The following is a 22,353-nucleotide window of genomic DNA, read 5'->3' as shown; positions in this document are numbered from 1 at the left end:
CGCCGAAAATGCTGCCTGTGCTAGAGGTTTGTCACCTCTATCCTGAGTTCCTTAGGCAGGGAAAAGGTCACGTTTTCAGGTTGCCCAGCGACCTCAATTGGCGCCTCTGCGCCCAGCGCACGCAAACCATCGATGACCTCCTGTACCAGCACCTCGGGTGCAGATGCACCGGCTGTCACACCAATTCGACGCTTTCCCTTAACCCAGCGCGGATCGATGTCCTGGGCTCCATCGAGCAAATGAGCCTCAGCGCCCATGCGCTCGGCTAATTCACGCAGGCGATTGGAATTGGAGGAATTGGGAGACCCCACTACCAGCATCAGGTCACAATCTGCGGCAAGCTGCTTTACTGCATCCTGTCGATTCTGGGTGGCATAGCAAATATCATTTTTACGTGGGCCTTCGATGTGCGGAAAGCGCTGCCGCAAGGCGTCGATCACCAGAGCGGTATCGTCCATAGAAAGCGTAGTCTGGGTAACGTAGGACAACTTTCCAGGGTCAGCAACGTTGAGGCTGGATGCCTGCGACTCATCTTCCACCAGGTAAATGTCACCCCCGGAGGCGCGGTTGTACTGCCCCATGGTGCCCTCCACCTCAGGGTGACCTGCATGACCGATAAGAACACATTCACGCCCTGCAGCGCTGTACTTGGCCACTTCCATATGAACCTTGGTCACCAGCGGACAAGTAGCATCAAAAACCTTTAGCTGGCGTCGGTCTGCTTCTTTGCGTACTGCCTGGGAAACCCCGTGTGCACTAAAAATAACAATGCAGTCGTCGGGCACTTCTTCCAGTTCATCGACGAACACTGCACCGCGTGCTTGCAGGTCTTCGACGACGAATTTGTTATGCACGACTTCATGGCGCACGTAGATAGGCGCACCAAACACCTCCAGGGCTCGGTTGACGATATCAATCGCTCTGTCAACTCCCGCGCAAAATCCACGGGGATTGGCAAGTTGCATGTCCATCAATGCAGTTCCGCAGGTTCCACTCGATGTATCAAGACATCGAACAGAATCGTGCGCCCAGCCAATGGATGATTAAAATCGATGGTTACCTCTTCGTCATCGAAAGAGATAATCATGCCCGGCAGTTCGCCGCCAGCGGCATCGGCGAAGGAGAACACCAAGCCGATTTCCAACTCGATGTCTTCGTCAAATTGTTCCAGCGGCACGCGCTGTACATTGTTTTCGTTGGGCTGACCAAATGCATCTTCCGGAGGTACTTCAAACATTTGCCGATCGCCAGCCAACATACCGAAAATACGGCGTTCAAAGCCTGGCAACAGCGAACCGTCGCCAATCGCAAAGTCCACCGGGTCTGCGCCGAAGTTGGTATCCACCTCAGACCCGTCCTCAAGACTCACGGAAAAGTTGAGAAAGACGCGGGTACCCTCGGACACAGGTACATTAAAATCTGTCATGCTTGTTCACTATGTCGATTGAAGAAACTATCCAGCAACATACAGATCGCTCCCACTGTAATTGCAGAATCTGCGATATTAAACGCTGGAAAGTACCAGCCCTGGTAATGGACGGAAATAAAATCAACCACATAGCCCAGCGCCACGCGGTCCCAAACATTACCAACAGCGCCACCCAGAATCAGCGCGAGACTAAGGCCCAGCAGCCAATGTGCCCGAGGCGCCATAAACAGCCACACTGTTAATACTCCACTAATGACAACAGCAACAACTGTAAAGAACCAGCGCTGCCAACCACCGGCATCACTGAGAAAACTGAAGGCAGCGCCGGTATTGTGTTGCAGGGTCAAGTTAAACCAGGAAAACACCTCTACCGGCCGCGCATACACCAGAGACTCCGTTGCCAGTGTCTTGGTGTACTGGTCCAGCAGGCCCATCACCAGGGCGAGCAAATACCAGCGCCAGGCATGCCACCCGTTACGCAAAGCTGCGCTGCTCACCGTCACCGTCAACGTTCTGGACACAGCGCCCGCACAGCGTGGGATGCGCCGCGAACTCACCTATGTCTGCACTTCGGTGCCAGCAACGCTCACACTTCTCAGCCTCAGAAACCGCAATAGCCAGCTTTAGGCCTTCCACTTCTGTCTGCGCTGATGATTCCGGTGCCTCCGAGGAACGCAAAACGCGAGCTCCAGAAGTAATTAGCACGAAACGTAACTCGTCACCCAAGGCTTCCAATTGCTCTTTCAATTCGCCAGACGCAAAGAGGGTGACCTCCGCGTCCAGGGAACCGCGCAATTCGCCCGCGGCTCGCTTGGCTTCCATTTCCTTGTTGACCGCGTCGCGCACAGCCATGAGTTGCTGCCAGTAGCCGCGCCCCATGATTGCGTCTTCCGCAATTGGTTGCAGGCCTTCATACCATTGCTCAAGAAAAACGGAATCGCTGTGCTCGCCTGGAAGGTTCTCCCAAATTTCCTCTGCTGTATAGCTGAGGATAGGTGCAATCCAGCGCACCAGCGCTTCACCAATATGATACATCGCACTTTGCGCGCTGCGACGGGCCACTGAATCAGCCCGGGTGGTGTACTGGCGATCTTTAATCACATCCAGGTAGAAACCACCCAAGTCGCCGGCACAAAAATTATGTAGCTTCTGGTAAATCTGGTGGAACTGGAAGTTCTCATAATCAGCAATCAGTTCAGCTTGCAGGCTCGCCGCCCGGTCTACCGCCCAGCGGTCAAGCGATAGCATATCCGCGTAGGGCAGCACGTCGTTGGTCGGATCAAAACCATTGAGGTTCGACAGCAGGAATCGAGCCGTATTGCGAATGCGCCTGTAAGAGTCAGCGGTGCGTTTGAAAATTTCATCGGAAACGGCGACAGCACCGCGAAAATCGGCCCCTGCGACCCAAAGGCGCAAGATGTCAGCGCCCAGGTCTTTCATGACCTTGGCGGCAGGCACGATATTCCCGATGGATTTGGACATTTTTCGCCCCACCCCATCGACGGTGAAACCGTGAGTGAGCACGGTCTTGTAGGGCGCTTCACCGTAGGCCCCAATGCCAGTGAGCAGAGACGACTGAAACCAGCCACGATGTTGGTCAGAACCCTCAAGGTATAAATCCGCTGGCGAGTGCAAGCCGTCGCGCTGGCGCAGCACGCAGGCGTGGGTGACGCCAGAGTCGAACCAGACATCCAGTGTGTCAGTCACTTTTTCATAATCGTCGGCGTCGACGCCCAGCAACTCGGCTGGTTCTAGATCGAACCAGGCGTCAATGCCTGCCTCTTCAATAAGCAGCGCGACCTGTTCAATCAACTCGCTGCTGCGAGGATGTAATTCTCCGCTCTGGCGATGAATAAACAGGGTAATAGGCACGCCCCAGGTGCGCTGTCGGGAGATACACCAGTCCGGTCGATCTTCCAACATGGAATCAATGCGCGCCCTGCCCCACTCTGGCAGCCACTCTACGCCTTCCACTGCGGCTTTGGCGGCATCCAGTAAGCCTCGCTGATGCATGTTCACAAACCACTGCGGCGTGGCGCGGAAAATAATCGGTGTTTTGTGACGCCAACAATGGGGATAGGAATGTTCGTAGGCCTCTTCGTGGAGCAGCGCGTCGCGCTCTCGCAGCAGGTCGATAATGGCCGAGTTAGCCTTCATCACGAACTGACCGGCAAAAAATTCAGTATCTGGTAGATACACCCCGTTACTGCCAACGGGGTTGTAAACCTCGATATCGTAGGCGGCACCCACCACAAAGTCATCCTGGCCATGCGCCGGTGCCGTATGAACCGCGCCGGTACCAGACTCGGTTGTCACGTGATCGCCAAGAATGACAGGGATTTCACGCTCCAGATAAGGATGTTGCAACATCAATCCTTCCAGGGCAGCACCTTTGCAGCGCCCCAGAATATTGAGTAGCGGCAAGCCAAAGCGTTCTACACAAGACTCCGCGAGATCGGCCGCAACCACCAGGGCCCTGCCCTGGGCGTCAATTAACACGTATTCCAACTCAGGATGCAGGCTTACTGCCATGCTTGCGGGCAGGGTCCAGGGCGTGGTGGTCCAGATTGGGATGGCAATGTTGCCCTGATAATCTGAAGCCAAAGCGGCCCTGACTGCCTGTTGATCAAGCGCGATGTAAGCAACGTCGATCGCAGGTGATGTTTTGTCCTGATACTCCACTTCGGCTTCCGCCAACGCAGAACCACAATCGGTACACCAATGCACGGGTTTGAAGCCCTTCTGCAGATGCCCGTTGTCAACGATGCGGCCCAGGGTTCGCACAATATCCGCTTCGAAGTGATAATCCATTGTGAGGTAGGGATTGGACCAGTCTCCAAAAACGCCCATTCGCATAAAGTCAGTTCGCTGTTTATCGACCTGGGTCCCCGCGTAATCACGGCACTTCTGGCGAAACTCAGCGGCAGTCACTTTGACACCAGGCTTGCCGACTTTCTTTTCCACATTCAGTTCGATGGGCAGACCATGGCAGTCCCATCCCGGAACATAGGGCGCATCGTACCCATCCAAGGTGCGAGATTTGACGATAATGTCCTTGAGAATTTTGTTCACGCCGTGACCCACGTGCAGGTCGCCGTTGGCATAGGGAGGACCATCATGAAGAATAAACTTCGGTCTTCCTGCGCTGGCCTCACGAATTTTCCCGTACAAGTCCATGTCTTGCCATTGCTGCAAGCGCTTGGGCTCACGCTGGGCGAGGCTAGCTTTCATGGGAAACGCCGTTTTCGGCAGGTTCAAGGTGTCTTTGTAGTCGCTCATATCGCTCGTTACGCCTGTAGCCGTTGAAACCAGGCTCGGGTATTTTCAATGTCTGTTGCAATGTTCATCTTCAGCTCGTCCACCGAATCGAACTTCATTTCGTCCCGCAATTTATGCCGGAAAGTCACTTCAATGTGCTGACCGTAGAGTTCAATTTCCCGATCGAGCAAATGCACTTCCAGGTTAGCCTTAATGCTGTCATTCACGGTCGGTCGAACGCCAACGTTGGCTACGCCGCGGGCGCCAGTCATACCAGCGCCGCTAACTTCCACGACATACACACCCGCCAACGGTGCCCGCAGTCTACATAATTCCAAATTCGCGGTGGGCGTACCTATGGTCTGGCCCAGTTGCCGCCCGTAAATAACCTTGCCGGAAATGCTATATGCCCGACCGAGCATGGTCTCCGCCCGATCGAAATCAGCCTGCTCAAGCGCGTGACGTATGCGCGTGCTGCTAATGCGCTTTCCCTCCCACTCCTGGGTGGGCGTCGGACCCGCATCGTAGCCATGCGACTCGCCCTGCTGCTGGATAAACTGCACATCGCCCTGGCGATCATTACCGAAGCGAAAATCGTCTCCCAGCACCAGGTATTTCGCACCGAGACCCGCGGCGAAGACATCGTCCACAAACTGTTGCGCCGACATAGCCCTCAGCGCCTCGTTGAAGCGGATACGCAAAACCCGGTCAACCCCCAGATCAGCCATTGCCTGGAATTTTTCTCTGAAGCTCATGATCCTGGCCGGTGCTTCTACAGGGGAAAAATACTCCCTTGGCAATGGCTCGAATACGATAACCACACTCGGAAGGTCGAGCTCAGCGGCCTTCTCCTTCAAGTGATGAATCACCGCTTGGTGCCCCAGGTGCACGCCGTCGAAGGCACCTATGGTGGCCACGCAACCGCGATGTCTGGGCCGCAAATTGTGCAGGCCGCGTATCAGCTCCATCAGAAGTGGGGATGCTCGTCGAGTCAAACGCCAGATTATAGCCAAATCGGGGAGTCGCTGAAACGTGCAATTTGACCATATGGCTGGCCAATTCAGAGGTGACGAGGCGAGCTTGCCGACAAGCCTGGACGCGAATCAGACAGCGCCGGGGGCCCTGAGGTGACGCATACGCGTTCCACACAGGACGTGGGCCAGCAGGTAGGCAGCAATACCGGCGCCACAGACCAGCAATATTTCCAGCGACCGGCGCTGCCAATTCCAGTCCAGCCACACATCTGCACCCTCGCCCAGCAGCAACACAGCCGCCGTCATTGCGCTGGTAGCGGCAAACAACCTCAGAATATAAGCGCCCCAACCCGGCTGCCAGGTGAACACACCTTGCTTTAATAATCCTCGCAGCAAAAGGCCTGCATTGAGCCAGGCCGACGCGCTGGTTGCTAGAGCCAGGCCCACATGGCCCACGTTGAAATACCACAGCAAGGGCAGCACGAAGGCGAGGTTCATCACCATATTCGCCGCCATAGCGATAATACCAATCTTTACCGGAGTCGCAGTGTCCTTGCGGGCGTAATAGCCGGGCGCCAGGATTTTGATCAGCATAAAGGCAATCAGGCCCAGACTGTATGCTCGCAAGCTGAGCGACGCCATGTCCACATCGGTTGGAGTCAGTGCACCGTATTGGAACAGGGTAATGAGAATAGGCTCTGCCAGCAGGATAAGCGCCAGTGCGGCAGGCAAGCCGATCAGCAGCACCGAGCGCATGGCCCAATCCAGAGTGGAAGCAAATTGATCTTCCCTGGCGGCCGCACGATGGGCCGACAAGTTAGGCAAAATGACGGTGGCGATCGCAATACCGAATACGCCCAATGGCAACTCCGCCAATCGATCGGAGTAATACAGCCATGAAACACTGCCCGTCGGCAGAAAAGACGCAAGTACGGTGTCCAACAACAGGTTGATTTGACTGACAGACACCCCGAACAAAGCGGGAATCATCAATTTAAGAATGCGCCGAACGCCCTCGTCTTTGCCATCAAACACCGGCCTGGGGACCAGGTCCAGACGGTAAAGAGAAGGCAGTTGAAACAATAATTGGATAATGCCGGCAAAAAATACACCCCATGCCAAAGCAAACACAGGCTCATCAAACCAGGGCGATGCCACTGTGGCTGCGAATATGAGTGACAGATTCAGAAACACCGGCGTAAAGGCAGGAACGGCGAAGCGACCATAGCTGTTCAGAATTGCGCCGCAAAAACCCGTCATCGATATCAGCAGCAAGTAGGGGAAGGTGATGCGAATCATATCGGCAGTCAGTTGAAACTTTTCCGGCTGACTGACAAAGCCCGGCGCAAAAATTGCCGCAACAATGGGCGAAGCCGCAACTGTAATCAGCGTCAGCAACAACAAAGTGCCGCCCAGCACCCCGGCAACCCGATCGACCAAAGCCTGTACGGCGTCATGGGCACCCTGCTCTTTGTAATCGGCAAGTACCGGCACAAACGCCTGCGAGAACGCGCCTTCGGCAAACAGGCGGCGCAGGAAGTTAGGGATCTTGAACGCAACAAAAAATGCATCGGCATTGGCACTGGCACCAACGAAGGCCGCTATCACGATATCCCGAAGCAAACCCAGCACGCGGGAAATCATGGTCATGCTGCCGACCAGAGCGCTGGAGCGCAACAGACCGGGCCTGGCTTTTTCGCTAGCGTCAGACATGCTCAGTTAACCTGGGGCCTCAGCCCCAGCGCTCCCGCAATGCATCGATATTGTTCTGCAACCACAGCAGGGAAATCAACGTATGGCCGTTAGGTATGCGATTCTGGGCGACCAACTCAAAAGCATTGGCGACGGGTACCGAATGCACAAGAATGTTCTCGCCTTCCTCAGACAGACCGTGCACACCGGTGCCAACTTCTCCGGATACTCGACCGCAGAACAGCCTGACCTGTTCGGTACAGGCGCCGGCACTGGGCAGAACGGTCGCTATGGCCTCCAGTTCACTGATCGCGCAGCCCGCCTCTTCCATCGCCTCGCGATGTACCACTTGTTCATCACTTTCTTGCGGCTCTACGATGCCGGCAATCAACTCCAGCATCCAGGGACTGTCGCTAGCACGCATGGCACCCGGTCGAAACTGCTCAATCATCACCAGGCTATCGCTTAAGGGGTCATAGGGCAGTACGCCAACTGCGTCGCCGCGTTCAAACACCTCCCGGACCTGGGGCTCCACCCAACCTCCGTCAAAAGCTCGATACTGCAGGGTAAGTTTGCGCACACTGAAGTAGCCCTGATAGGCCATTTCCTCGCTCAGGACGCGAACATCATCGGCACCAAAGGTAAGCTCCAGCGGCATCAAAAACGGCCTGCTGTATACCAGTTGACCTCACGGGAGTGTTCCGCAACCTGCCCTACAACATCGAGGGTCAGGGCAAATAAAGCCATTCTTACCAACACACCGTTATCGGTCTGGCGAAAAATCGCCAGGTTGGGATTATCATTTAGATCGTCATCCAGTTCCCGGGCGTTGTCGCGCGAGTCCCTGGGCAAAGGGTGCATGATGACTGTGTTGGGTTCGCAGTTAGCCGTGTAAACACTCTGGTTGAGACGGAACCGCCCTCGATACAAATCGGCCTCCTCTTGGGAGTTAAACCGCTCTTCCTGTATACGAGTGGAGTAAACGATATCGACGTGGGCTATGCTCTCTTCCAGTGCATCGGACTCCTTTACCAGCATGCCGGCATTGCGCATCTGCTCGACAATTTCACCGGGCATGCGCAGCTCACCCGGGCTGACCAGCCTGACCTGAACATCGTCATAGAGACACAGTAACTTGCACAACGAATGCACGGTTCGCCCGTACCTGAGGTCGCCCACCATCGCGATTCGCAATTTATCGATGCCGCGCCGCTGTTCACTCAGCTCTTTCTTGATGGTGTATAAATCCAGCAAAGCCTGGCTGGGGTGCTCGTTACTGCCATCGCCCCCATTGAGCACAGGCACCCTGCTGGCAGCGGCAAACTCGGCAACAGAGCCCTCTGCCGGATGGCGCATCACAATGACATCGGAATACCCGCTGAGCACTCTGGCGGTGTCGTAAAGGGACTCGCCCTTGGCGATAGCAGTGGATTCGAAGCCTGTAGTTTCACGAACCTCACCGCCCAGCAAGTTAAAAGCACTGCCAAAACTGACCCGGGTTCGGGTACTGGGTTCGAAAAACATATTGCCGAGAATGGCTCCGCCCAGAACCTTGGTCACTCTCTGGCGCTGGGCGTAGGGCTCCATTTGATCAGCAACCGAGAAGATACGCTCCACATCGGCGCGTTCAAACTGCTGAATTGACAGGATATGGCTTCCAGCGAATTCCACGTTTGATCTCTCCTGAGTCTGTTTGTACTGGGGGAATTATACGGTCAGTACCTGACGGGAGCCATGTGCTTAATACCGATTCTGGTCGCCAAAGCAGAGCAAAACCGTCAAACCAGCAAGGTATCGCTATAATCCAGCAACTGCTCCATCAACTCACACTGCGGCAGAGTCAGCTCTCCCGACGTTACCAGCGTCTGAATCAGTTCTTGATACTCTTCCATACAGATACTGCTGCCCGCGTCCGGTTCAGTGAGTCGCTGAAACCGATATTCCTCCCACAGGGCCAATTCCTCGCCAGACAGGGTCTGTGGGTAGTTGCGGGCCCGATATCGAAACAGCATTTCGGTGAGACGACCGTCTTCAAAAGGGAACGTAGCGGAGGCCAACTCTTCCGCCGAGCTCTCGCGCACTTGGTCCATCAGTCGCTTGTCAGTAGCGCCGAAGAACCCTCCGCTGTAGAGCATGCGATCGGGATCAGTAATCTCGTCGAATTGACGATCGCTAAAGATCGCCTGAATTTTTTGCACAAAGCCCTGCGAATCACGGCCACGATACTCTCTCAATGCGGCAAGATGTGCCCGACATTGCTCTCCTGAAATACCCAGGCGAGCTGCCGTTTCCGGATCGGCCATCTTTGCCGTCACCAATATCGGGCACTTGTTGATATGCACCGATTTGAGCCCAGGGCGCTCTGTGCCTTCAGGCAGTTCATCGGCTCGAGTGTACAGCAGAGTCCGTGTTTCCTCTGGAGACTGCTGCATCAGCATTGCTGGATCTGTCATCAGGTCATAACAGATCACCTCGTTCTTATTGGTCGGGTGTATAGCCAGCGGCACAATCAGGCCAATATTGTGGCGCACGGCACCAAACATGCCGGAAACGTGCAGCACCGGTTTCATCGCATCCAGATCAAGCAAGGTGGACACAGAGCGCTTGTCACGATGCTTCAACACATAGTCATAAAGCCTGGGTTGTTTAGTTTTGATCAATCGCGCCATGGCGATCGTTGCATGTACATCCGACAATGCATCGTGCGCAGCTTCATGGACAATACCGTTTGCGGCAGTCAGTGCCTCCAACCTAAAACTGGGCTGACCATCCTCGCGCAATGGCCACTCAATACCTTCCGGGCGCAAGGCATAGCAGGCCCGCACCATGTCGATAATGTCCCAGCGAGAATTGCCGTTCTGCCACTCCCTGCCATAGGGGTCGTAGAAATTACGATACAAAGTGTAACGACTCACCTCGTCATCAAAGCGCAGGGAGTTATAACCGACGCCGCAAGTCTCTGGCGCAGCCAGTTCAGCATGAATGAGTCGGATAAACTCCGCCTCGGGTAGGCCCTCAGCCAGTGCTTTTTGCGGTGTGATACCGGTAACCAGGCAAGCCTGAGGGTGGGGCAGGAAATCATTGGCTGGGCGCGAATAAATCACCAGCGGCTCACCAATAGGATTTAGATCGGCATCCGTGCGCAGACCGGCGAACTGCACCGGGCGATCTCGGGAGGGATCAGCTCCAAAAGTCTCATAGTCGTGCCAGTAGAAGGTCGTATCAGACAACTTCTATCGCCTGTTCTTCGATCTTTGCCTGCCAGATTTTTGGACCTATTTCATGCACAGAAGTACCTTCGGCATCCACTGCTACACTCACCGGCATATCCTTTACTTCAAATTCGTAAATGGCTTCCATTCCCAACTCTGGAAATGCAACCACCTTGGCAGCGGTAATTGCTTTTGACACCAGGTAAGCGGCGCCACCCACGGCCATGAGGTAAACCGCCTTGTGTTTCTTGATTGCCGCAACCCCAACTGGACCGCGTTCTGCTTTGCCGATCATTCCCAACAAACCGGTTTGCTCCAATATAAAGTCGGTAAACTTGTCCATCCGGGTGGAGGTTGTCGGACCGGCAGGGCCCACCACTTCATCGCGCACCGGGTCGACTGGCCCGACGTAGTAGATAAAACGACCTTTCAAATCCACTTCTGGTGGCAAACCTTCACCGGAATCAATCAGCTCCTTCATTTTTTTGTGAGCTGCATCGCGTCCGGTGAACATTTTCCCTGAGAGCAGCAGCGTATCGCCTGGTTTCCACTGGGCAGCCTCTTGAGGTGTCACGGTATCGAGATTGACACGGCGCACGCCCTCACCGACTTCCCAGGTAATGTCGGGCCAATCCTCAAGGTTTGGCGGCGTCTGCAGTGCTGGCCCCGAACCATTCAGTACAAAATGTGCATGGCGGGTAGCGGCGCAATTGGGAATCATGCACACGGGTAAAGAGGCAGCATGAGTTGGATAATCATGGATTTTTACGTCCATAACCGTCGTAAGTCCGCCCAGACCCTGAGCCCCGATACCCAGCCGGTTAACCTTTTCCATTATTTCCAGGCGCAGCTCTTCCACCCGGTTAGAGGGACCACGTTCTCGCAGCTCGTGAATATCAATGGGCTCCATCAAGGATTCTTTCGCCATCACCGCCGCTTTTTCAGCGGTGCCACCGATACCGATACCGAGCATGCCCGGTGGGCACCAGCCCGCACCCATGGTGGGTACCGTTTTCACCACCCAGTCGACAATGCTGTCTGAAGGGTTGAGCATGGCCATCTTGGATTTGTTCTCAGAACCACCGCCTTTGGCGGCTACCTGCACGTCGACCGTATCGCCTTTTACGACCTCCATATGAATCACAGCAGGCGTATTGTCTTTGGTGTTTCTGCGGGCGCCAGCGGGATCTTCAAGAATGGACGCGCGCAACACATTGTCAGGATTTAAATAGGCGCGACGCACACCCTCGTTGACCATCTCAGCCACTGACATTTCCGAATCCCACTGAACGTCCATGCCGATTTTCAAAAAAACCGTGACGATGCCGGTATCCTGACAAATAGGTCGATGGCCTTCAGCACACATCCGCGAATTAATAAGAATTTGGGCCATGGCATCTTTGGCCGCAGGGTTTTGCTCTTTTTCCCAAGCCTGGTGCACGGCCTCGACAAAATCTTTAGGGTGGTAGTAAGAAATAAATTGCAGGGCGTCGGCGACGCTATCGATGAAATCGTCCTGGCGAATGACGGTCATGGCGGGTGTCCTTCAATAGAGGGTGTGAAGCGCGGCAGGTATTGTACACCGCTCAAAGACACGGGGAAGCCCCCACCTCGGTCGAAATGGCGACGGTCTCTGGTTGCTAAGGGATATCTTCGGTTTAGGGAGCTGACTGCAAGGCCCGAATGGCGCCTTCCAACTCATTAATGCTGCCATTGACCTGGCGACGGAATGCATCGGTTGCCCGAATGCCTTCTTCATTACTTTTCACCTGCCGGTTTATTTTAGCCAGGTCAAGATTGATACGATTAAGGGTATCGGCCACTCGTTCCACCTCGGCCTGGTTGGCCTTGGCACTGCTTATCAGGCGAGACAAATCTCCTGACACGTTTTTAAGCTTGGCGAGATCATCAGCAGCGCTGCTGACTCTCGTTTGCGTGGCCTTCAGTGACTTTTCGTTAGCTGCGATTTTCTTGTTGTAAGTTTTGCTAGAGGCCTCAAGCTTACCCAGGCGTTCCTTGCTCTGTTTCCAGACGTTATCCCACAACTTGCGAACCTCGGTATCCAGATCGCGGATCTTGGCCGCCTGAACCGCCGCATTCTGGCTCATGCCTTCATCGGTATCGGACAAGCGAGCCTCAAGATCCCCTATTCGCAGCTCATAGTCATTCATAGTATTGCTCGCTTGTTTGAGCTGTTCCTGAAGCTGCCATGCCCAGGCGCAGGCAATCGCTGCGATGACCAACGCGACCGTAATGAACAATCTGCTCAGCAGCCCTGAGCCGGCTTGCTTGACAGGAGGCTTGCCGCCGCCGTTACCGCTCTTTTTTCTGGGCGCGGATGTGGCTGTTTGCACAAGGGTATAATCACGATCCCGCGAGGGGATAATGGAAGGGATACTATCGATATCGTCTTTAGCCATGGATAACAATTATCATTGGTCTGAGTTGAGCGATTATACATTGGACGCCCTAGAGCCCAAGAGATTCCCGGGGGAAAGGCAAAAAAGTGTCATTAAGGCCACAAAAAACGGGGCCGAGGCCCCGTTTCAGATGTCACATGATGTTTCGTGCTTAGCTTTTCAGCTGAGCGGCAACTTCTTCGGCAAAGTCGACCTTCTCGACTTCAATGCCCTCTCCTACTTCGAAGCGAGAGAAGGCGGCAACTTCTGCACCGGCAGCAGCGACCAGTTTACCGACGGTCACTTCTGGGTCCTTTACAAAAGACTGCTCCAATAGAGAGTTTTCCGACAGGAACTTTTTCACCCGGCCGCCAATCATCTTCTCGATTATTTCAGGAGGCTTGCCAGACTCGGCAGCCTGCGCAGTGTAGATTTCCTTCTCCTTGGCAACCAATTCCTCAGGCATATCGGCCGGAGAAACCACCTGGGGGTTAACAGCTGCAACGTGCATAGCGACGTCTTTAGCCAGATCCTGATCGCCAGCCTTCAACTCAACCAGCACAGCGATCCGGTTATTTCCGTGAACATAGGCACCCACAACGCCTGCGTCAGCGGTCAGCAGTTCGATACGACGGACACCAATGTTTTCGCCAATTTTCTGCACCAATGCCTCACGGGAAGACTCAAGCTTACCGGCCATCAAAGCGGCAACGTCAGTCTGCTTGCCAGTGAAGGCTGCTTCGGCAACGCTGTTCACAAACGCGAGGAAGTTCTCGTCTCGAGCTACAAAATCTGTTTCAGAGTTCACTTCAAGCAGAATGCCATAGCTACCGTCTTCAGCCACTCGTGTAGTGACTACGCCATCAGCGGCAGTTCGGCCGGCTTTCTTTGCAGCTTTCATGCCGCTGGACTTGCGCAGCTCTTCAATTGCAGCATCGACATTGCCATCGGCAGCTGCAAGGGCTTTTTTGCATTCCAGCAGGCCCAGGCCAGTGCGCTCGCGTAATTCTTTTACCAGTTTTGCTGACATTGATTGTCCTCCTATAAAATCCCGGTCCTTGGTTTCCGGGAAGGCGAATCTTGGATATAAAAAACCCGGCTGCAGTTGCGCCGGGAAGAAATCAGGGTCCCATCGCCGCCTTTACGGCGGCGACAGGAATATCAGTTACTCAGCTGCTGCTTCAGCTTTAACTTCGCCGTCGGCCGCTACTTCAGGTGCGGCTTCGGCTTCAGGTGCGGCTGAGACTTCAGCTTCGGTTTCCGCAGCTTCTTCGACAAACTCGTCCTTGGCCGCTGGCACTTCACCACTATTAGCCTTGCCCGCCATGCAAGCATCTGCAACGGCAGCAACGTATAACTTGATAGCACGGATAGCGTCGTCATTGCCGGGGATGACGTAGTCAACACCGTCAGGGTTGGAATTGGTATCAACAACGCCAATCACGGGTATACCCAGCTTGTTGGCTTCAGTGATCGCAATGCGCTCGTGATCAACGTCGATGACGAACAGTGCGTCGGGTAGACCACCCATATCCTTGATACCACCAATGGAACGCTCCAGCTTTTCCATATCGCGAGTACGCATCAACGCCTCTTTCTTGGTCAGGTGCTCGAAAGTGCCGTCAGCTGCCTGAGCTTCCAAATCGCGGTAGCGCTTAATGGACGCGCGAATGGTCTTGTAGTTAGTAAGCATGCCGCCCAACCAGCGATGGCTGACATAAGGCATACCGGAGCGCTCTGCCTGCTCCTTGATGATTTTACCCGCAGCGCGCTTGGTGCCAACGAACAAGATCTTGTTCTTGTTGCCAGCCAGGCGAGTCACCATATCCAGCGCTTCATTGAAGGCGGGAACTGTGTGCTCCAGGTTGATGATGTGAATCTTATTGCGGGCACCAAAAATGTACTGATCCATTTTAGGATTCCAGTAACGGGTCTGGTGGCCAAAGTGAGCGCCTGCCTGTAGCAGGTCGCGCATGCTTACTTGCGACATATTAAATACCTTGTATTGGGTTAGTCCTCCACATATCCCTGCTCCAAACCCGCGTGCCAAAAATGGCCGAAGGGCACCCTGGAACAGGTGTCGATATGTGTGTGTCATTTAGTTCTCATCTACCTGAGACCGCACCAGAAATGGCTCGGCCCCGATAAAAAGAGGCGCGCTTTATACCATAAGGGCCACCATGGATAAAGGATTAAATGCCCCCAGAATCGGTAGGTGTTACCCGCATCGCCGCCAATTGCGGTAGACTATTCCTCCTACCGCCTACTCGATAGGCAAAAGGCAATATTTTTTACCTGTTAAATCAATGAGTTGTGCATGGCCGTAACAATTAAAAGAGCAGATGAGATAGAGAAGATGCGGGTGGCAGGTGCACTCGCTGCCGAGGTACTGGAAATGATAGAGCCTCACGCCCAGGTGGGCGTAACAACGGGCGAACTTGATCGCATCTGCCACGACTACATAATCAGCAAGGGCGCAATTCCTGCCCCCCTGAATTATCACGGTTTTCCCCGCTCTATCTGCACGTCTATCAACGATGTGGTCTGTCACGGCATTCCTTCTGAATCCAAAAAGTTAAAAAATGGCGATATAGTCAATATCGACGTGACTGTGATCAAAGAGGAGTATCACGGCGATACCAGCATTATGGTGCAAGTGGGCGACGTAGCTCCCCACGCCCAGCGCCTGATTCAAGTCACCCAGGAATGCCTCTACACGGCGCTGGACATTGTCCGCCCCGGCACCACTCTGGGCGACATCGGAGCGGTGATACAAGCCCATGCTGAGAAGAACTACTATTCAGTGGTGCGTGAATACTGCGGCCACGGTATTGGCAAAGTCTTTCATGAAGACCCCCAAGTGCTCCACTACGGCAAAAAAGGTGCTGGACTGGTTCTGGAAGAAGGCATGACCTTTACCATTGAACCGATGATTAACGCGGGCAAACGCCAAACCAAGCTCAACCAGAAAGACGGTTGGACAGTCACCACTCGGGACGGTCGTTTATCTGCACAGTGGGAACACACTCTGGGTGTCACTGCCGACGGATGCGAGATTTTCACCCGTCGCTCGAGCGAAAGCTTTCAGGGCAGCTAGTGAACTCAACCCCGACCACCCTGCCCCGGGACTTGTTCGACACTGCCGCATTTACCGCGGGACTCAGCAGCGGTAACGCGCTGGATGCTTGCAAAACGGCTATCGCAGAAACTACTGCCGTATTACACCAGCGGTTTCGTGAGGGCGCTGAGACAGGGATGTTGCTGCGCCAACGTGCCTCATTTATAGATGCCCTGCTGGGCAGTCTTTGGGATCAGCAGGGATGGCAATCCGAGAATATTGCACTGGTCGCTGTTGGCGGCTATGGCAGGGGCGAGCTGCATCCTCATTCCGACGTGGATATCCTTATTCTGTTAGGAGAGGACTGCACAGGCGCTGAAAGCCAGCTGGAAAAATTCCTTACCCTGCTCTGGGACATAGGACTGGATATCGGACACAGCGTCCGCACAGTGACTGAATGCGTGGAGAAAGCCGCGGCGGAGATCACCGTTCTCACCAACCTGATGGAAGCGCGAGTCCTGCGCGGACCAGAGCAGCTAATGGGTGAGGTACGTCATCTTACCGGCCCTAAAGAAATGTGGCCAAGCCCAGATTTTTACCGGGCCAAGCTGGAAGAGCAACGAGCACGTCATACCAAGTTTGCCGACAATGAATACAATTTGGAGCCTAACGTAAAAAGTTCTCCAGGCGGCCTGCGTGACCTGCAAATTATCGGCTGGATCGCCGAGCGCCACTTCGGCGTTGAGTCTCTGGATAGGCTAACCTCGGAAGAATTCCTCAATCCAGAAGAAATGGACATTCTCAAGCGAGAGCGCGAATTTATGTGGAAGGTGCGCTATGCCTTGCATATGCTGACCAAGCGGGAAGAGGACCGTCTGCTGTTCGACCACCAGCGCTCGCTAGCCGAACTGTGGGGCTTCGAGGACGGGGACAAGCTGGCGGTGGAGCAATTCATGCAACTCTACTACCGCTCTGCCCAGGCGCTGAGCATGCTCAATGAAGTACTGATCCAGAATTTTGATCAGGACCTGCTGACCGCAGAGGGCGACCACGAAATTCTGGAACTCAATGGCCGCTTCCAAATGCGCAACGGCTATATTGAAGCTCGCAACGATAACGTCTTCAACGTAGATCCTTCCGCCATTCTCGAGGTTTTCCTGCTCAGCGCTCGCAACGATGCGATCAACGGTATTGCCGCGCCCACTATTCGCTTGCTGCGCAATAGCCTGCATCTGATTGATGACAACTTTCGCGCCAGCGATATCAACAAAAAAATGTTTATCGATCTGCTGCGTTCGCCCTATAAACTGACGCGCCAACTTAAACGCATGGTGCGCTACGGCGTGATGGGGCGCTACATACCCGAGTTTGGAAGCATTATTGGCCAAATGCAGCACGACCTGTTCCACGCCTATACTGTGGACGCACACACGCTGGAGGTGATCGAGAACATGCGACGCTTCCAGATTCCAGAATTTGCAGACCGCTTCCCGGTAACCAGTCGAGTCGCCAGTCGATTATCCAAAATTGAATTGCTCTATCTGGCAGGCCTGTTTCACGACATAGGCAAGGGTCGCGGCGGAGACCACTCTGAACTGGGAGCTCTCGATGCGGAAAAGTTCTGCACCGCACATGGCCTGAGTAAACGCGATGTCAATCTGGTTGTCTGGCTGGTACAAAACCATCTGACCATGTCGGCCGTGTCGCAACGCAGGGACATTTCCGATCCCGATGTCATTCTACAATTTGGCCAGCACGTGGGAGACCAGGACCGGCTGGACTATTTATTTGCTCTTACGGTTGCGGACATTAACGGCACCAACCCTACCCTCTGGAATGCCTGGCGCGGAAGCCTGTTGCGCCAGCTCTATACCGAAACCAAACGCGCGCTGCGACGTGGCCTCGAAAACCCCGTCGACAAGCAGGTATGGATTGACGAGACCCGAGAAACCGCGATTGATTCGCTGGAATATCGTGGTTTTACGATCGAGGAAATTGAAGAACTTTGGCAGGAACGAGGCGAGGATTATTTCCTCAGAGAGAAAGCCGAAGATATCGCCTGGCACACCGAGGCGATTGCAGGCCATCACGACAAAAGCACACCTCTGGTCGCCATTCGATCCAGCTTAGATTCCAACGTCGCCAACACCACCCAAATATTTATTCACGCTCGCTCTCATGCGCAACTGTTTTCCCGAATTTGCGCGCAGTTGGAACAACTGGACCTGTCAATCCACGATGCTCGCATCTACAACGCCAACGATGGCATGACTCTGGATACGTTTTTCGTTCTGGGTTCTGATGGTAAGTCCATCGCAGAAGACAGCACTCGCATCAACCATATTCGTGAACACCTGTCGCAGACTCTCAGCGATACCGCCAACGCCAGGGATATCGTGCAGCGACGCACACCGCGGGCCAAGAAATCATTTTCCGTGCCGACTGAAACAGCCATGGCTGTGGACGAGGTGAAAAACTACTCAGTGCTCGAAATCGCCACTCCGGATCGTCCAGGCTTACTCGCCCGCATTGGCCGCATTTTTGTTGAGTACGACATTGAGCTTCAGGCGGCTAAAATTCAAACGCTGGGAGAAAGAGTAGAGGACGTATTCTTCATCACCGATGCAAAGCAACAGCCCATCACCGACCCCGAGCTATGCGAAGCCATTCAGCAAGCGATTCGCGATGAACTGAATGAGCAAGCAGTCGCCTGATTTGCGGACTCCCTAATGAACCCCGATCTGCTGAAATTACAGCCATATCCTTTCGAACAGTTGCGGCAACTATTTGTTGATCTGCAGCCTCCTGCGGACAAATCACACATTGCTCTGTCGATAGGAGAGCCTAAGCACCCGTCCCCGCGATTTGTGATGCAGGCCCTGGCTGAAAACCTCGATAAGCTCTCCAATTACCCATTAACCAAAGGCATACCCGAGTTACGGGAGTCAATTGCGGGATGGCTACAACGACGCTTCAAATTGCAAGGCCTGGACGGCGAAAGTCAGGTGTTACCCGTGAACGGCACCAGGGAAGGCCTGTTCGCCTTTGCCCAGGCTGTGGTGACCGCGGGACCTGACGCGCTGGTACTGAGCCCCAATCCGTTTTATCAAATCTACGAAGGCGCTGCGCTGCTGGCTGGTGCTCAACCCGTGTTTATCAATTGCAACGAAGATAACGGCTTTCTTCCCGACTTCGACAGCGTCAGTGATGAGCAGTGGCAACGTTGCCAGCTGTTGTTTCTGTGCAGCCCGGGAAACCCCACTGGCGCTATTACTCCCATTGAGCAATTGCAGCAACTGGTTAGGCTCGCGCAACAGCACGACTTCATCATTGCCTCCGATGAATGCTACTCGGAAATATATTTTGATGAAGACAATCCACCACCGGGGCTGCTGCAAGCCTGCGCCACCATGGGCGAACACGATTACCGCAACTGCGTGGTTTTTCACTCCCTATCTAAGCGCTCCAACCTGCCAGGACTGCGATCCGGCTTTGTTGCCGGAGACGCCGACGTGCTGGCTAAATTCCTGCTCTACCGAACTTATCACGGTTGCGCGATGCCACCGCATCATCAAGCCGCCAGTGTGGCCGCATGGGATGATGAGGCACACGTCGTTGCCAACCGATCACTGTATCGGGAGAAGTTTCAGGCGGTGATAGCCACTCTCGATGGACAACTTAATGTCAGCTCGCCTGATGCGGGCTTTTACCTGTGGCCAAAAACACCAGTTCCCGAGACCGATTTCGCCCGGGCGTTATATTCGGAGGAACACATCACCGTACTCCCTGGCAGTTACCTTGCTCGCGAGGCACAGGGCATTAATCCGGGAAGAAACCGTGTGCGCATGGCCCTGGTAGCAGAGTTGGACCAGTGCGTGGAAGCCGCCCAGCGCATGGTTCATCTGCTGGGTAGATTGTAGGTAGTCACAGATGCTAAAAGCGGAACGAGTCGAATACATTCTCCAGCGCCTGCAGGCACTGTATCCTGAAACGCCGGTACCCCTGGACCACACCGATCCATACACCTTGCTTATCGCCGTGCTGTTGAGCGCCCAGTGCACCGACGAGCGAGTCAACCAGGTGACTCCCGCTCTTTTTGCCCTGGCTGATAATCCGCACGACATGGCGTCGCTGGACGTTGAGCAAATCCGGCTAATTATTCGTCCCTGTGGCTTATCTCCGCAAAAATCAAAGGCGATTAAACGCCTGAGCGAAATCTTGCTGGACCAGCACGATGCAGTGGTACCGGCAGATATGGAGGCCCTGGAGCGACTTCCAGGAGTGGGGCATAAAACTGCCAGCGTGGTGATGTCTCAGGCATTTGGCGTACCCGCGTTTCCAGTAGACACCCACATTCATCGCCTGGCCCAGCGCTGGGGGCTGACCTCGGGCAAGAATGTGGTGCAGACCGAGCGTGATTTAAAGCGTCTGTTCGCAGAGGAACACTGGAACAGGCTCCATCTCCAGATTATTTTTTATGGCCGTGAGTTTTGCTCTGCCCGGGGCTGTGATGGGCGGGTGTGCGAGATATGTACCACCTGTTATCCGCATCGAAAGCACCCTAAGAAGACACTTAAAGCCTAGCGCTCTCATAATCTCGGCGCTGAAAATGGCTGTCGAGTAAGAAGCCCACACCGGAACTTCCCGCGTCGAATTTTTCGTCAGCAGATCAATCGTAAGAAATCCGTCCTTTCATAAATTTTTCACGGTTCTCGCGCTTCTTATCCTCGCTCTTACGCAGCAGAACATAAACAGCCCCGGTGCCACCATGCCGCGGCTGCGCACTGTGAAACGCCTGCACGATCTCAAGCTCCCGCAGCCAGTGATCAGTGCATCCCTTGAGGATAGAACTGCGCTCGCGCTCCGCCTTGCTCTCTCCCTTGCCGTGAATAACCATTACACTGCGAATACCGAGGCCATAAGTCTCTTGAATAAACTCGTACAGCTCTTTGCGGGCAATCGCCACCGTCATACGGTGAAGATCCAATCGCGCTTCGGCCTCATAGCGCCCCTGTTTCAACTTGCGAAAAACACCATTCTGGATACCGGGGCGCTTGAACTCAAGCACATACCAGGGGTCCAGCGGCGTAACGGCGAGACCATCCTCGGTCAGAATATTGCCATCGCGGGTCTTGTCCAGCACCGCCGCTTCTCGCCGCTGCTCCAGCGATGTGTCGCGGTCGTTCTGCTTGGGTGTCACGCGCACCCGCCGCTCCCGCTTAAGGGGGGCGACGTCCGTCATTTCGTCGAGGAACAAGCTCTCTTCATCGTCTGTCATAGATACACTCACTCTGCTGTGGGCTATTATAGCGTCCAAAGAATGGCAGTAGGCACACAAACATGGACAACAACAGCGCCGACAAGTGCCCCTTGTGTGACAGCGACAATCTATGTGCTATCGCAGCGGGCCGCTCCGCGGACAGTTGCTGGTGTGTGCAGGCGGATATCTCTGCTATAGCATTAAACGCGCTGCCCGAATCTGAGCGCGGTGTTCGCTGTATCTGCCGGACCTGTGGCAAAAGTGAGAGGAGTGAAAATTGAAAGGTAATATCGTTGGAGGAGTGGGTTATCTGTTGGATGGAGCAAAAATGCTGGGGCACCCATCTTTACGCCTGTTCGTGTTAGTGCCGCTCACAATCAACATACTCATCTTCGGCACCTTAATCAGCTACGGGTTCAGTTACCTGACTGAATTTATGGATAGCTTGCTGTCTTGGATTCCAGACTGGCTGGGCTTTATCGAGTGGATTCTCTGGCCCCTGATTGGCATCACCTTCAGCCTGATTACCGGTTATCTATTTACCGCCGTGGCGCTGATCATCGCTTCGCCATTCAATGGCCTGTTGGCAGAAAAAGCAGAGGAGTTGGTGACTGGAAAGCCGGTGAGTGGCCCTGAAGGCCTGGCCAATGCATTGATGCTGGTGCCACGAGGCATCATTCGAGAACTGGCTAAATTGATGTATTACGTGCCCATGGCGGCGTTTGTACTGCTAATCACCTTTATTCCGGGACTGAACGCTATTGCACCCTTACTTTGGTTCCTTTTAGGCGCCTGGATGATGTCTATTCAGTTCGTGGACTACCCCATGGATAATCACCAATTAAGCTTTGCCGATGTAAAGGAGGCCGTGCGCAGCCGACGCTTGAGCAGCATGGGTTTTGGTGGAGTAGTCGCCCTGTGCACGGGAATCCCGATTGTTAATTTCTTCGTAGTTCCAGCAGCGGTGGTAGGCGCCACTTTGCTGTGGTGCGAGGAACTGGATCGGGTGAGATAACGGAACCTACACCCAACCGCCACTAAGCCAGTTTATCGCCTCCAGAATACTGAATC

General features: G+C 54.3%; 20 protein-coding genes. 6 read left to right on the top strand and 14 right to left on the bottom strand.

Going from position 1 to position 22,353, the window contains the following annotated elements; genetic code table 11:
- Positions 1-20: 20 nt before the first annotated feature.
- The 13 genes from ispH to rpsB all read right to left on the bottom strand — a co-directional run bounded on the left by ispH (position 21) and on the right by rpsB (position 14,954).
- Entirely contained in the window at positions 21-971 is a 951-nt protein-coding gene (ispH, locus tag EYC87_RS15845; RefSeq protein ID WP_279253720.1) for a 4-hydroxy-3-methylbut-2-enyl diphosphate reductase, read from the bottom strand.
- Positions 971-1,426 carry an FKBP-type peptidyl-prolyl cis-trans isomerase gene (locus EYC87_RS15840; RefSeq protein ID WP_279253719.1) on the bottom strand — a complete coding sequence of 152 codons (456 nt, stop codon included), beginning with the start codon at positions 1,424-1,426 and terminating at the stop codon, positions 971-973. Before EYC87_RS15840 ends, ispH begins: the two co-directional genes overlap by 1 nt.
- The gene (gene lspA, locus EYC87_RS15835; RefSeq protein WP_279253718.1) at positions 1,423-1,926 is read right to left on the bottom strand and encodes a signal peptidase II; all 504 of its coding nucleotides are present in this window, start codon (positions 1,924-1,926) and stop codon (positions 1,423-1,425) included. Before lspA ends, EYC87_RS15840 begins: the two co-directional genes overlap by 4 nt.
- Positions 1,904-4,708, bottom strand: a complete 2,805-nt coding sequence (ileS, locus tag EYC87_RS15830) for an isoleucine--tRNA ligase (protein ID WP_279253717.1) — start codon at positions 4,706-4,708, stop codon at positions 1,904-1,906. The genes lspA and ileS overlap by 23 nt, the downstream gene beginning before the upstream one ends.
- 8 nt (positions 4,709-4,716) lie before the next feature.
- Positions 4,717-5,655 (bottom strand): bifunctional riboflavin kinase/FAD synthetase, encoded by a 939-nt coding sequence (gene ribF / locus EYC87_RS15825; RefSeq protein ID WP_279253716.1) that lies wholly within the window; start codon positions 5,653-5,655, stop codon positions 4,717-4,719.
- A gap of 135 nt (positions 5,656-5,790) precedes the next feature.
- Complete coding sequence (gene murJ / locus EYC87_RS15820) at positions 5,791-7,374, bottom strand: murein biosynthesis integral membrane protein MurJ (protein ID WP_279253715.1); 1,584 nt, start codon at positions 7,372-7,374, stop codon at positions 5,791-5,793.
- Between the two features lie 19 nt (positions 7,375-7,393).
- On the bottom strand, positions 7,394-8,011 hold the full coding sequence (locus EYC87_RS15815; RefSeq protein WP_279253714.1) for an NUDIX domain-containing protein: 618 nt from the start codon (positions 8,009-8,011) through the stop codon (positions 7,394-7,396).
- The gene (locus EYC87_RS15810) at positions 8,011-9,024 is read right to left on the bottom strand and encodes an aspartate carbamoyltransferase (protein WP_279253713.1); all 1,014 of its coding nucleotides are present in this window, start codon (positions 9,022-9,024) and stop codon (positions 8,011-8,013) included. Before EYC87_RS15810 ends, EYC87_RS15815 begins: the two co-directional genes overlap by 1 nt.
- A 107-nt stretch (positions 9,025-9,131) precedes the next feature.
- Positions 9,132-10,583: an exodeoxyribonuclease I gene (sbcB, locus tag EYC87_RS15805; protein WP_279253712.1), complete on the bottom strand. Its 1,452-nt coding sequence runs from the start codon at positions 10,581-10,583 to the stop codon at positions 9,132-9,134.
- The gene (locus EYC87_RS15800; protein WP_279253711.1) at positions 10,576-12,099 is read right to left on the bottom strand and encodes a fumarate hydratase; all 1,524 of its coding nucleotides are present in this window, start codon (positions 12,097-12,099) and stop codon (positions 10,576-10,578) included. Before EYC87_RS15800 ends, sbcB begins: the two co-directional genes overlap by 8 nt.
- 124 nt (positions 12,100-12,223) lie before the next feature.
- Positions 12,224-12,985: a hypothetical protein gene (locus EYC87_RS15795; protein ID WP_279253710.1), complete on the bottom strand. Its 762-nt coding sequence runs from the start codon at positions 12,983-12,985 to the stop codon at positions 12,224-12,226.
- 151 nt (positions 12,986-13,136) lie between these two features.
- Positions 13,137-13,994 carry a translation elongation factor Ts gene (gene tsf / locus EYC87_RS15790; protein WP_279253709.1) on the bottom strand — a complete coding sequence of 286 codons (858 nt, stop codon included), beginning with the start codon at positions 13,992-13,994 and terminating at the stop codon, positions 13,137-13,139.
- 135 nt (positions 13,995-14,129) lie between these two features.
- Positions 14,130-14,954, bottom strand: coding sequence for a 30S ribosomal protein S2 (gene rpsB, locus EYC87_RS15785; RefSeq protein ID WP_279253708.1), 825 nt, complete (start codon positions 14,952-14,954; stop codon positions 14,130-14,132).
- A 327-nt stretch (positions 14,955-15,281) separates the two neighbouring features.
- Here rpsB and map point away from each other — a divergent pair, with 327 nt between their 5' ends.
- The 4 genes from map to nth are packed head-to-tail and all read left to right on the top strand — an operon-like array spanning position 15,282 to position 20,606.
- Complete coding sequence (gene map / locus EYC87_RS15780; RefSeq protein WP_279253707.1) at positions 15,282-16,061, top strand: type I methionyl aminopeptidase; 780 nt, start codon at positions 15,282-15,284, stop codon at positions 16,059-16,061.
- A complete protein-coding gene (gene glnD, locus EYC87_RS15775; protein ID WP_279253706.1) occupies positions 16,061-18,736 on the top strand; it encodes a [protein-PII] uridylyltransferase in 2,676 nt (891 codons plus the stop codon). The genes map and glnD overlap by 1 nt, the downstream gene beginning before the upstream one ends.
- Before the next feature lie 15 nt (positions 18,737-18,751).
- On the top strand, positions 18,752-19,942 hold the full coding sequence (dapC, locus tag EYC87_RS15770) for a succinyldiaminopimelate transaminase (protein ID WP_279253705.1): 1,191 nt from the start codon (positions 18,752-18,754) through the stop codon (positions 19,940-19,942).
- Positions 19,943-19,952: 10 nt separating this feature from the next.
- Positions 19,953-20,606 (top strand): endonuclease III, encoded by a 654-nt coding sequence (nth, locus tag EYC87_RS15765; RefSeq protein WP_279253704.1) that lies wholly within the window; start codon positions 19,953-19,955, stop codon positions 20,604-20,606.
- Between the two features lie 85 nt (positions 20,607-20,691).
- On the opposite strand, the gene smrA is transcribed toward nth, so the two are convergent.
- On the bottom strand, positions 20,692-21,300 hold the full coding sequence (smrA, locus tag EYC87_RS15760; protein WP_007230049.1) for a DNA endonuclease SmrA: 609 nt from the start codon (positions 21,298-21,300) through the stop codon (positions 20,692-20,694).
- Positions 21,301-21,362: 62 nt separating this feature from the next.
- Between smrA and EYC87_RS19510 the strand changes: the two genes are divergently transcribed.
- Positions 21,363-21,563: a cysteine-rich CWC family protein gene (locus tag EYC87_RS19510; protein ID WP_423243981.1), complete on the top strand. Its 201-nt coding sequence runs from the start codon at positions 21,363-21,365 to the stop codon at positions 21,561-21,563.
- The gene (gene cysZ / locus EYC87_RS15755; protein ID WP_279253703.1) at positions 21,560-22,297 is read left to right on the top strand and encodes a sulfate transporter CysZ; all 738 of its coding nucleotides are present in this window, start codon (positions 21,560-21,562) and stop codon (positions 22,295-22,297) included. The genes EYC87_RS19510 and cysZ overlap by 4 nt, the downstream gene beginning before the upstream one ends.
- Positions 22,298-22,353 lie beyond the last annotated feature (56 nt).

The sequence above is a fragment of the Candidatus Seongchinamella marina genome, assembly GCF_026262685.1.
In the GTDB taxonomy this organism is placed as follows: Bacteria; Pseudomonadota; Gammaproteobacteria; order Pseudomonadales; family Halieaceae; genus Halioglobus; species Halioglobus marinus.
This window is presented reverse-complemented; position numbering and strand designations above follow the sequence as displayed.

What these genes read in the sequence shown, in the direction of transcription:
- map (WP_279253707.1), top strand. Translation starts at nt 15,282, where the DNA reads ATGGCCGTAACAATTAAAAGAGCAGATGAGATAGAGAAGATGCGGGTG.
- tsf (WP_279253709.1), bottom strand. Translation starts at nt 13,994, where the DNA reads ATGTCAGCAAAACTGGTAAAAGAATTACGCGAGCGCACTGGCCTGGGC.
- rpsB (WP_279253708.1), bottom strand. Translation starts at nt 14,954, where the DNA reads ATGTCGCAAGTAAGCATGCGCGACCTGCTACAGGCAGGCGCTCACTTT.
- ispH (WP_279253720.1), bottom strand. Translation starts at nt 971, where the DNA reads ATGGACATGCAACTTGCCAATCCCCGTGGATTTTGCGCGGGAGTTGAC.
- murJ (WP_279253715.1), bottom strand. Translation starts at nt 7,374, where the DNA reads ATGTCTGACGCTAGCGAAAAAGCCAGGCCCGGTCTGTTGCGCTCCAGC.
- EYC87_RS15815 (WP_279253714.1), bottom strand. Translation starts at nt 8,011, where the DNA reads ATGCCGCTGGAGCTTACCTTTGGTGCCGATGATGTTCGCGTCCTGAGC.
- EYC87_RS15795 (WP_279253710.1), bottom strand. Translation starts at nt 12,985, where the DNA reads ATGGCTAAAGACGATATCGATAGTATCCCTTCCATTATCCCCTCGCGG.
- EYC87_RS19510 (WP_423243981.1), top strand. Translation starts at nt 21,363, where the DNA reads ATGGACAACAACAGCGCCGACAAGTGCCCCTTGTGTGACAGCGACAAT.
- EYC87_RS15800 (WP_279253711.1), bottom strand. Translation starts at nt 12,099, where the DNA reads ATGACCGTCATTCGCCAGGACGATTTCATCGATAGCGTCGCCGACGCC.
- ileS (WP_279253717.1), bottom strand. Translation starts at nt 4,708, where the DNA reads ATGAGCGACTACAAAGACACCTTGAACCTGCCGAAAACGGCGTTTCCC.
- EYC87_RS15840 (WP_279253719.1), bottom strand. Translation starts at nt 1,426, where the DNA reads ATGACAGATTTTAATGTACCTGTGTCCGAGGGTACCCGCGTCTTTCTC.
- ribF (WP_279253716.1), bottom strand. Translation starts at nt 5,655, where the DNA reads ATGGAGCTGATACGCGGCCTGCACAATTTGCGGCCCAGACATCGCGGT.
- nth (WP_279253704.1), top strand. Translation starts at nt 19,953, where the DNA reads ATGCTAAAAGCGGAACGAGTCGAATACATTCTCCAGCGCCTGCAGGCA.
- smrA (WP_007230049.1), bottom strand. Translation starts at nt 21,300, where the DNA reads ATGACAGACGATGAAGAGAGCTTGTTCCTCGACGAAATGACGGACGTC.
- dapC (WP_279253705.1), top strand. Translation starts at nt 18,752, where the DNA reads ATGAACCCCGATCTGCTGAAATTACAGCCATATCCTTTCGAACAGTTG.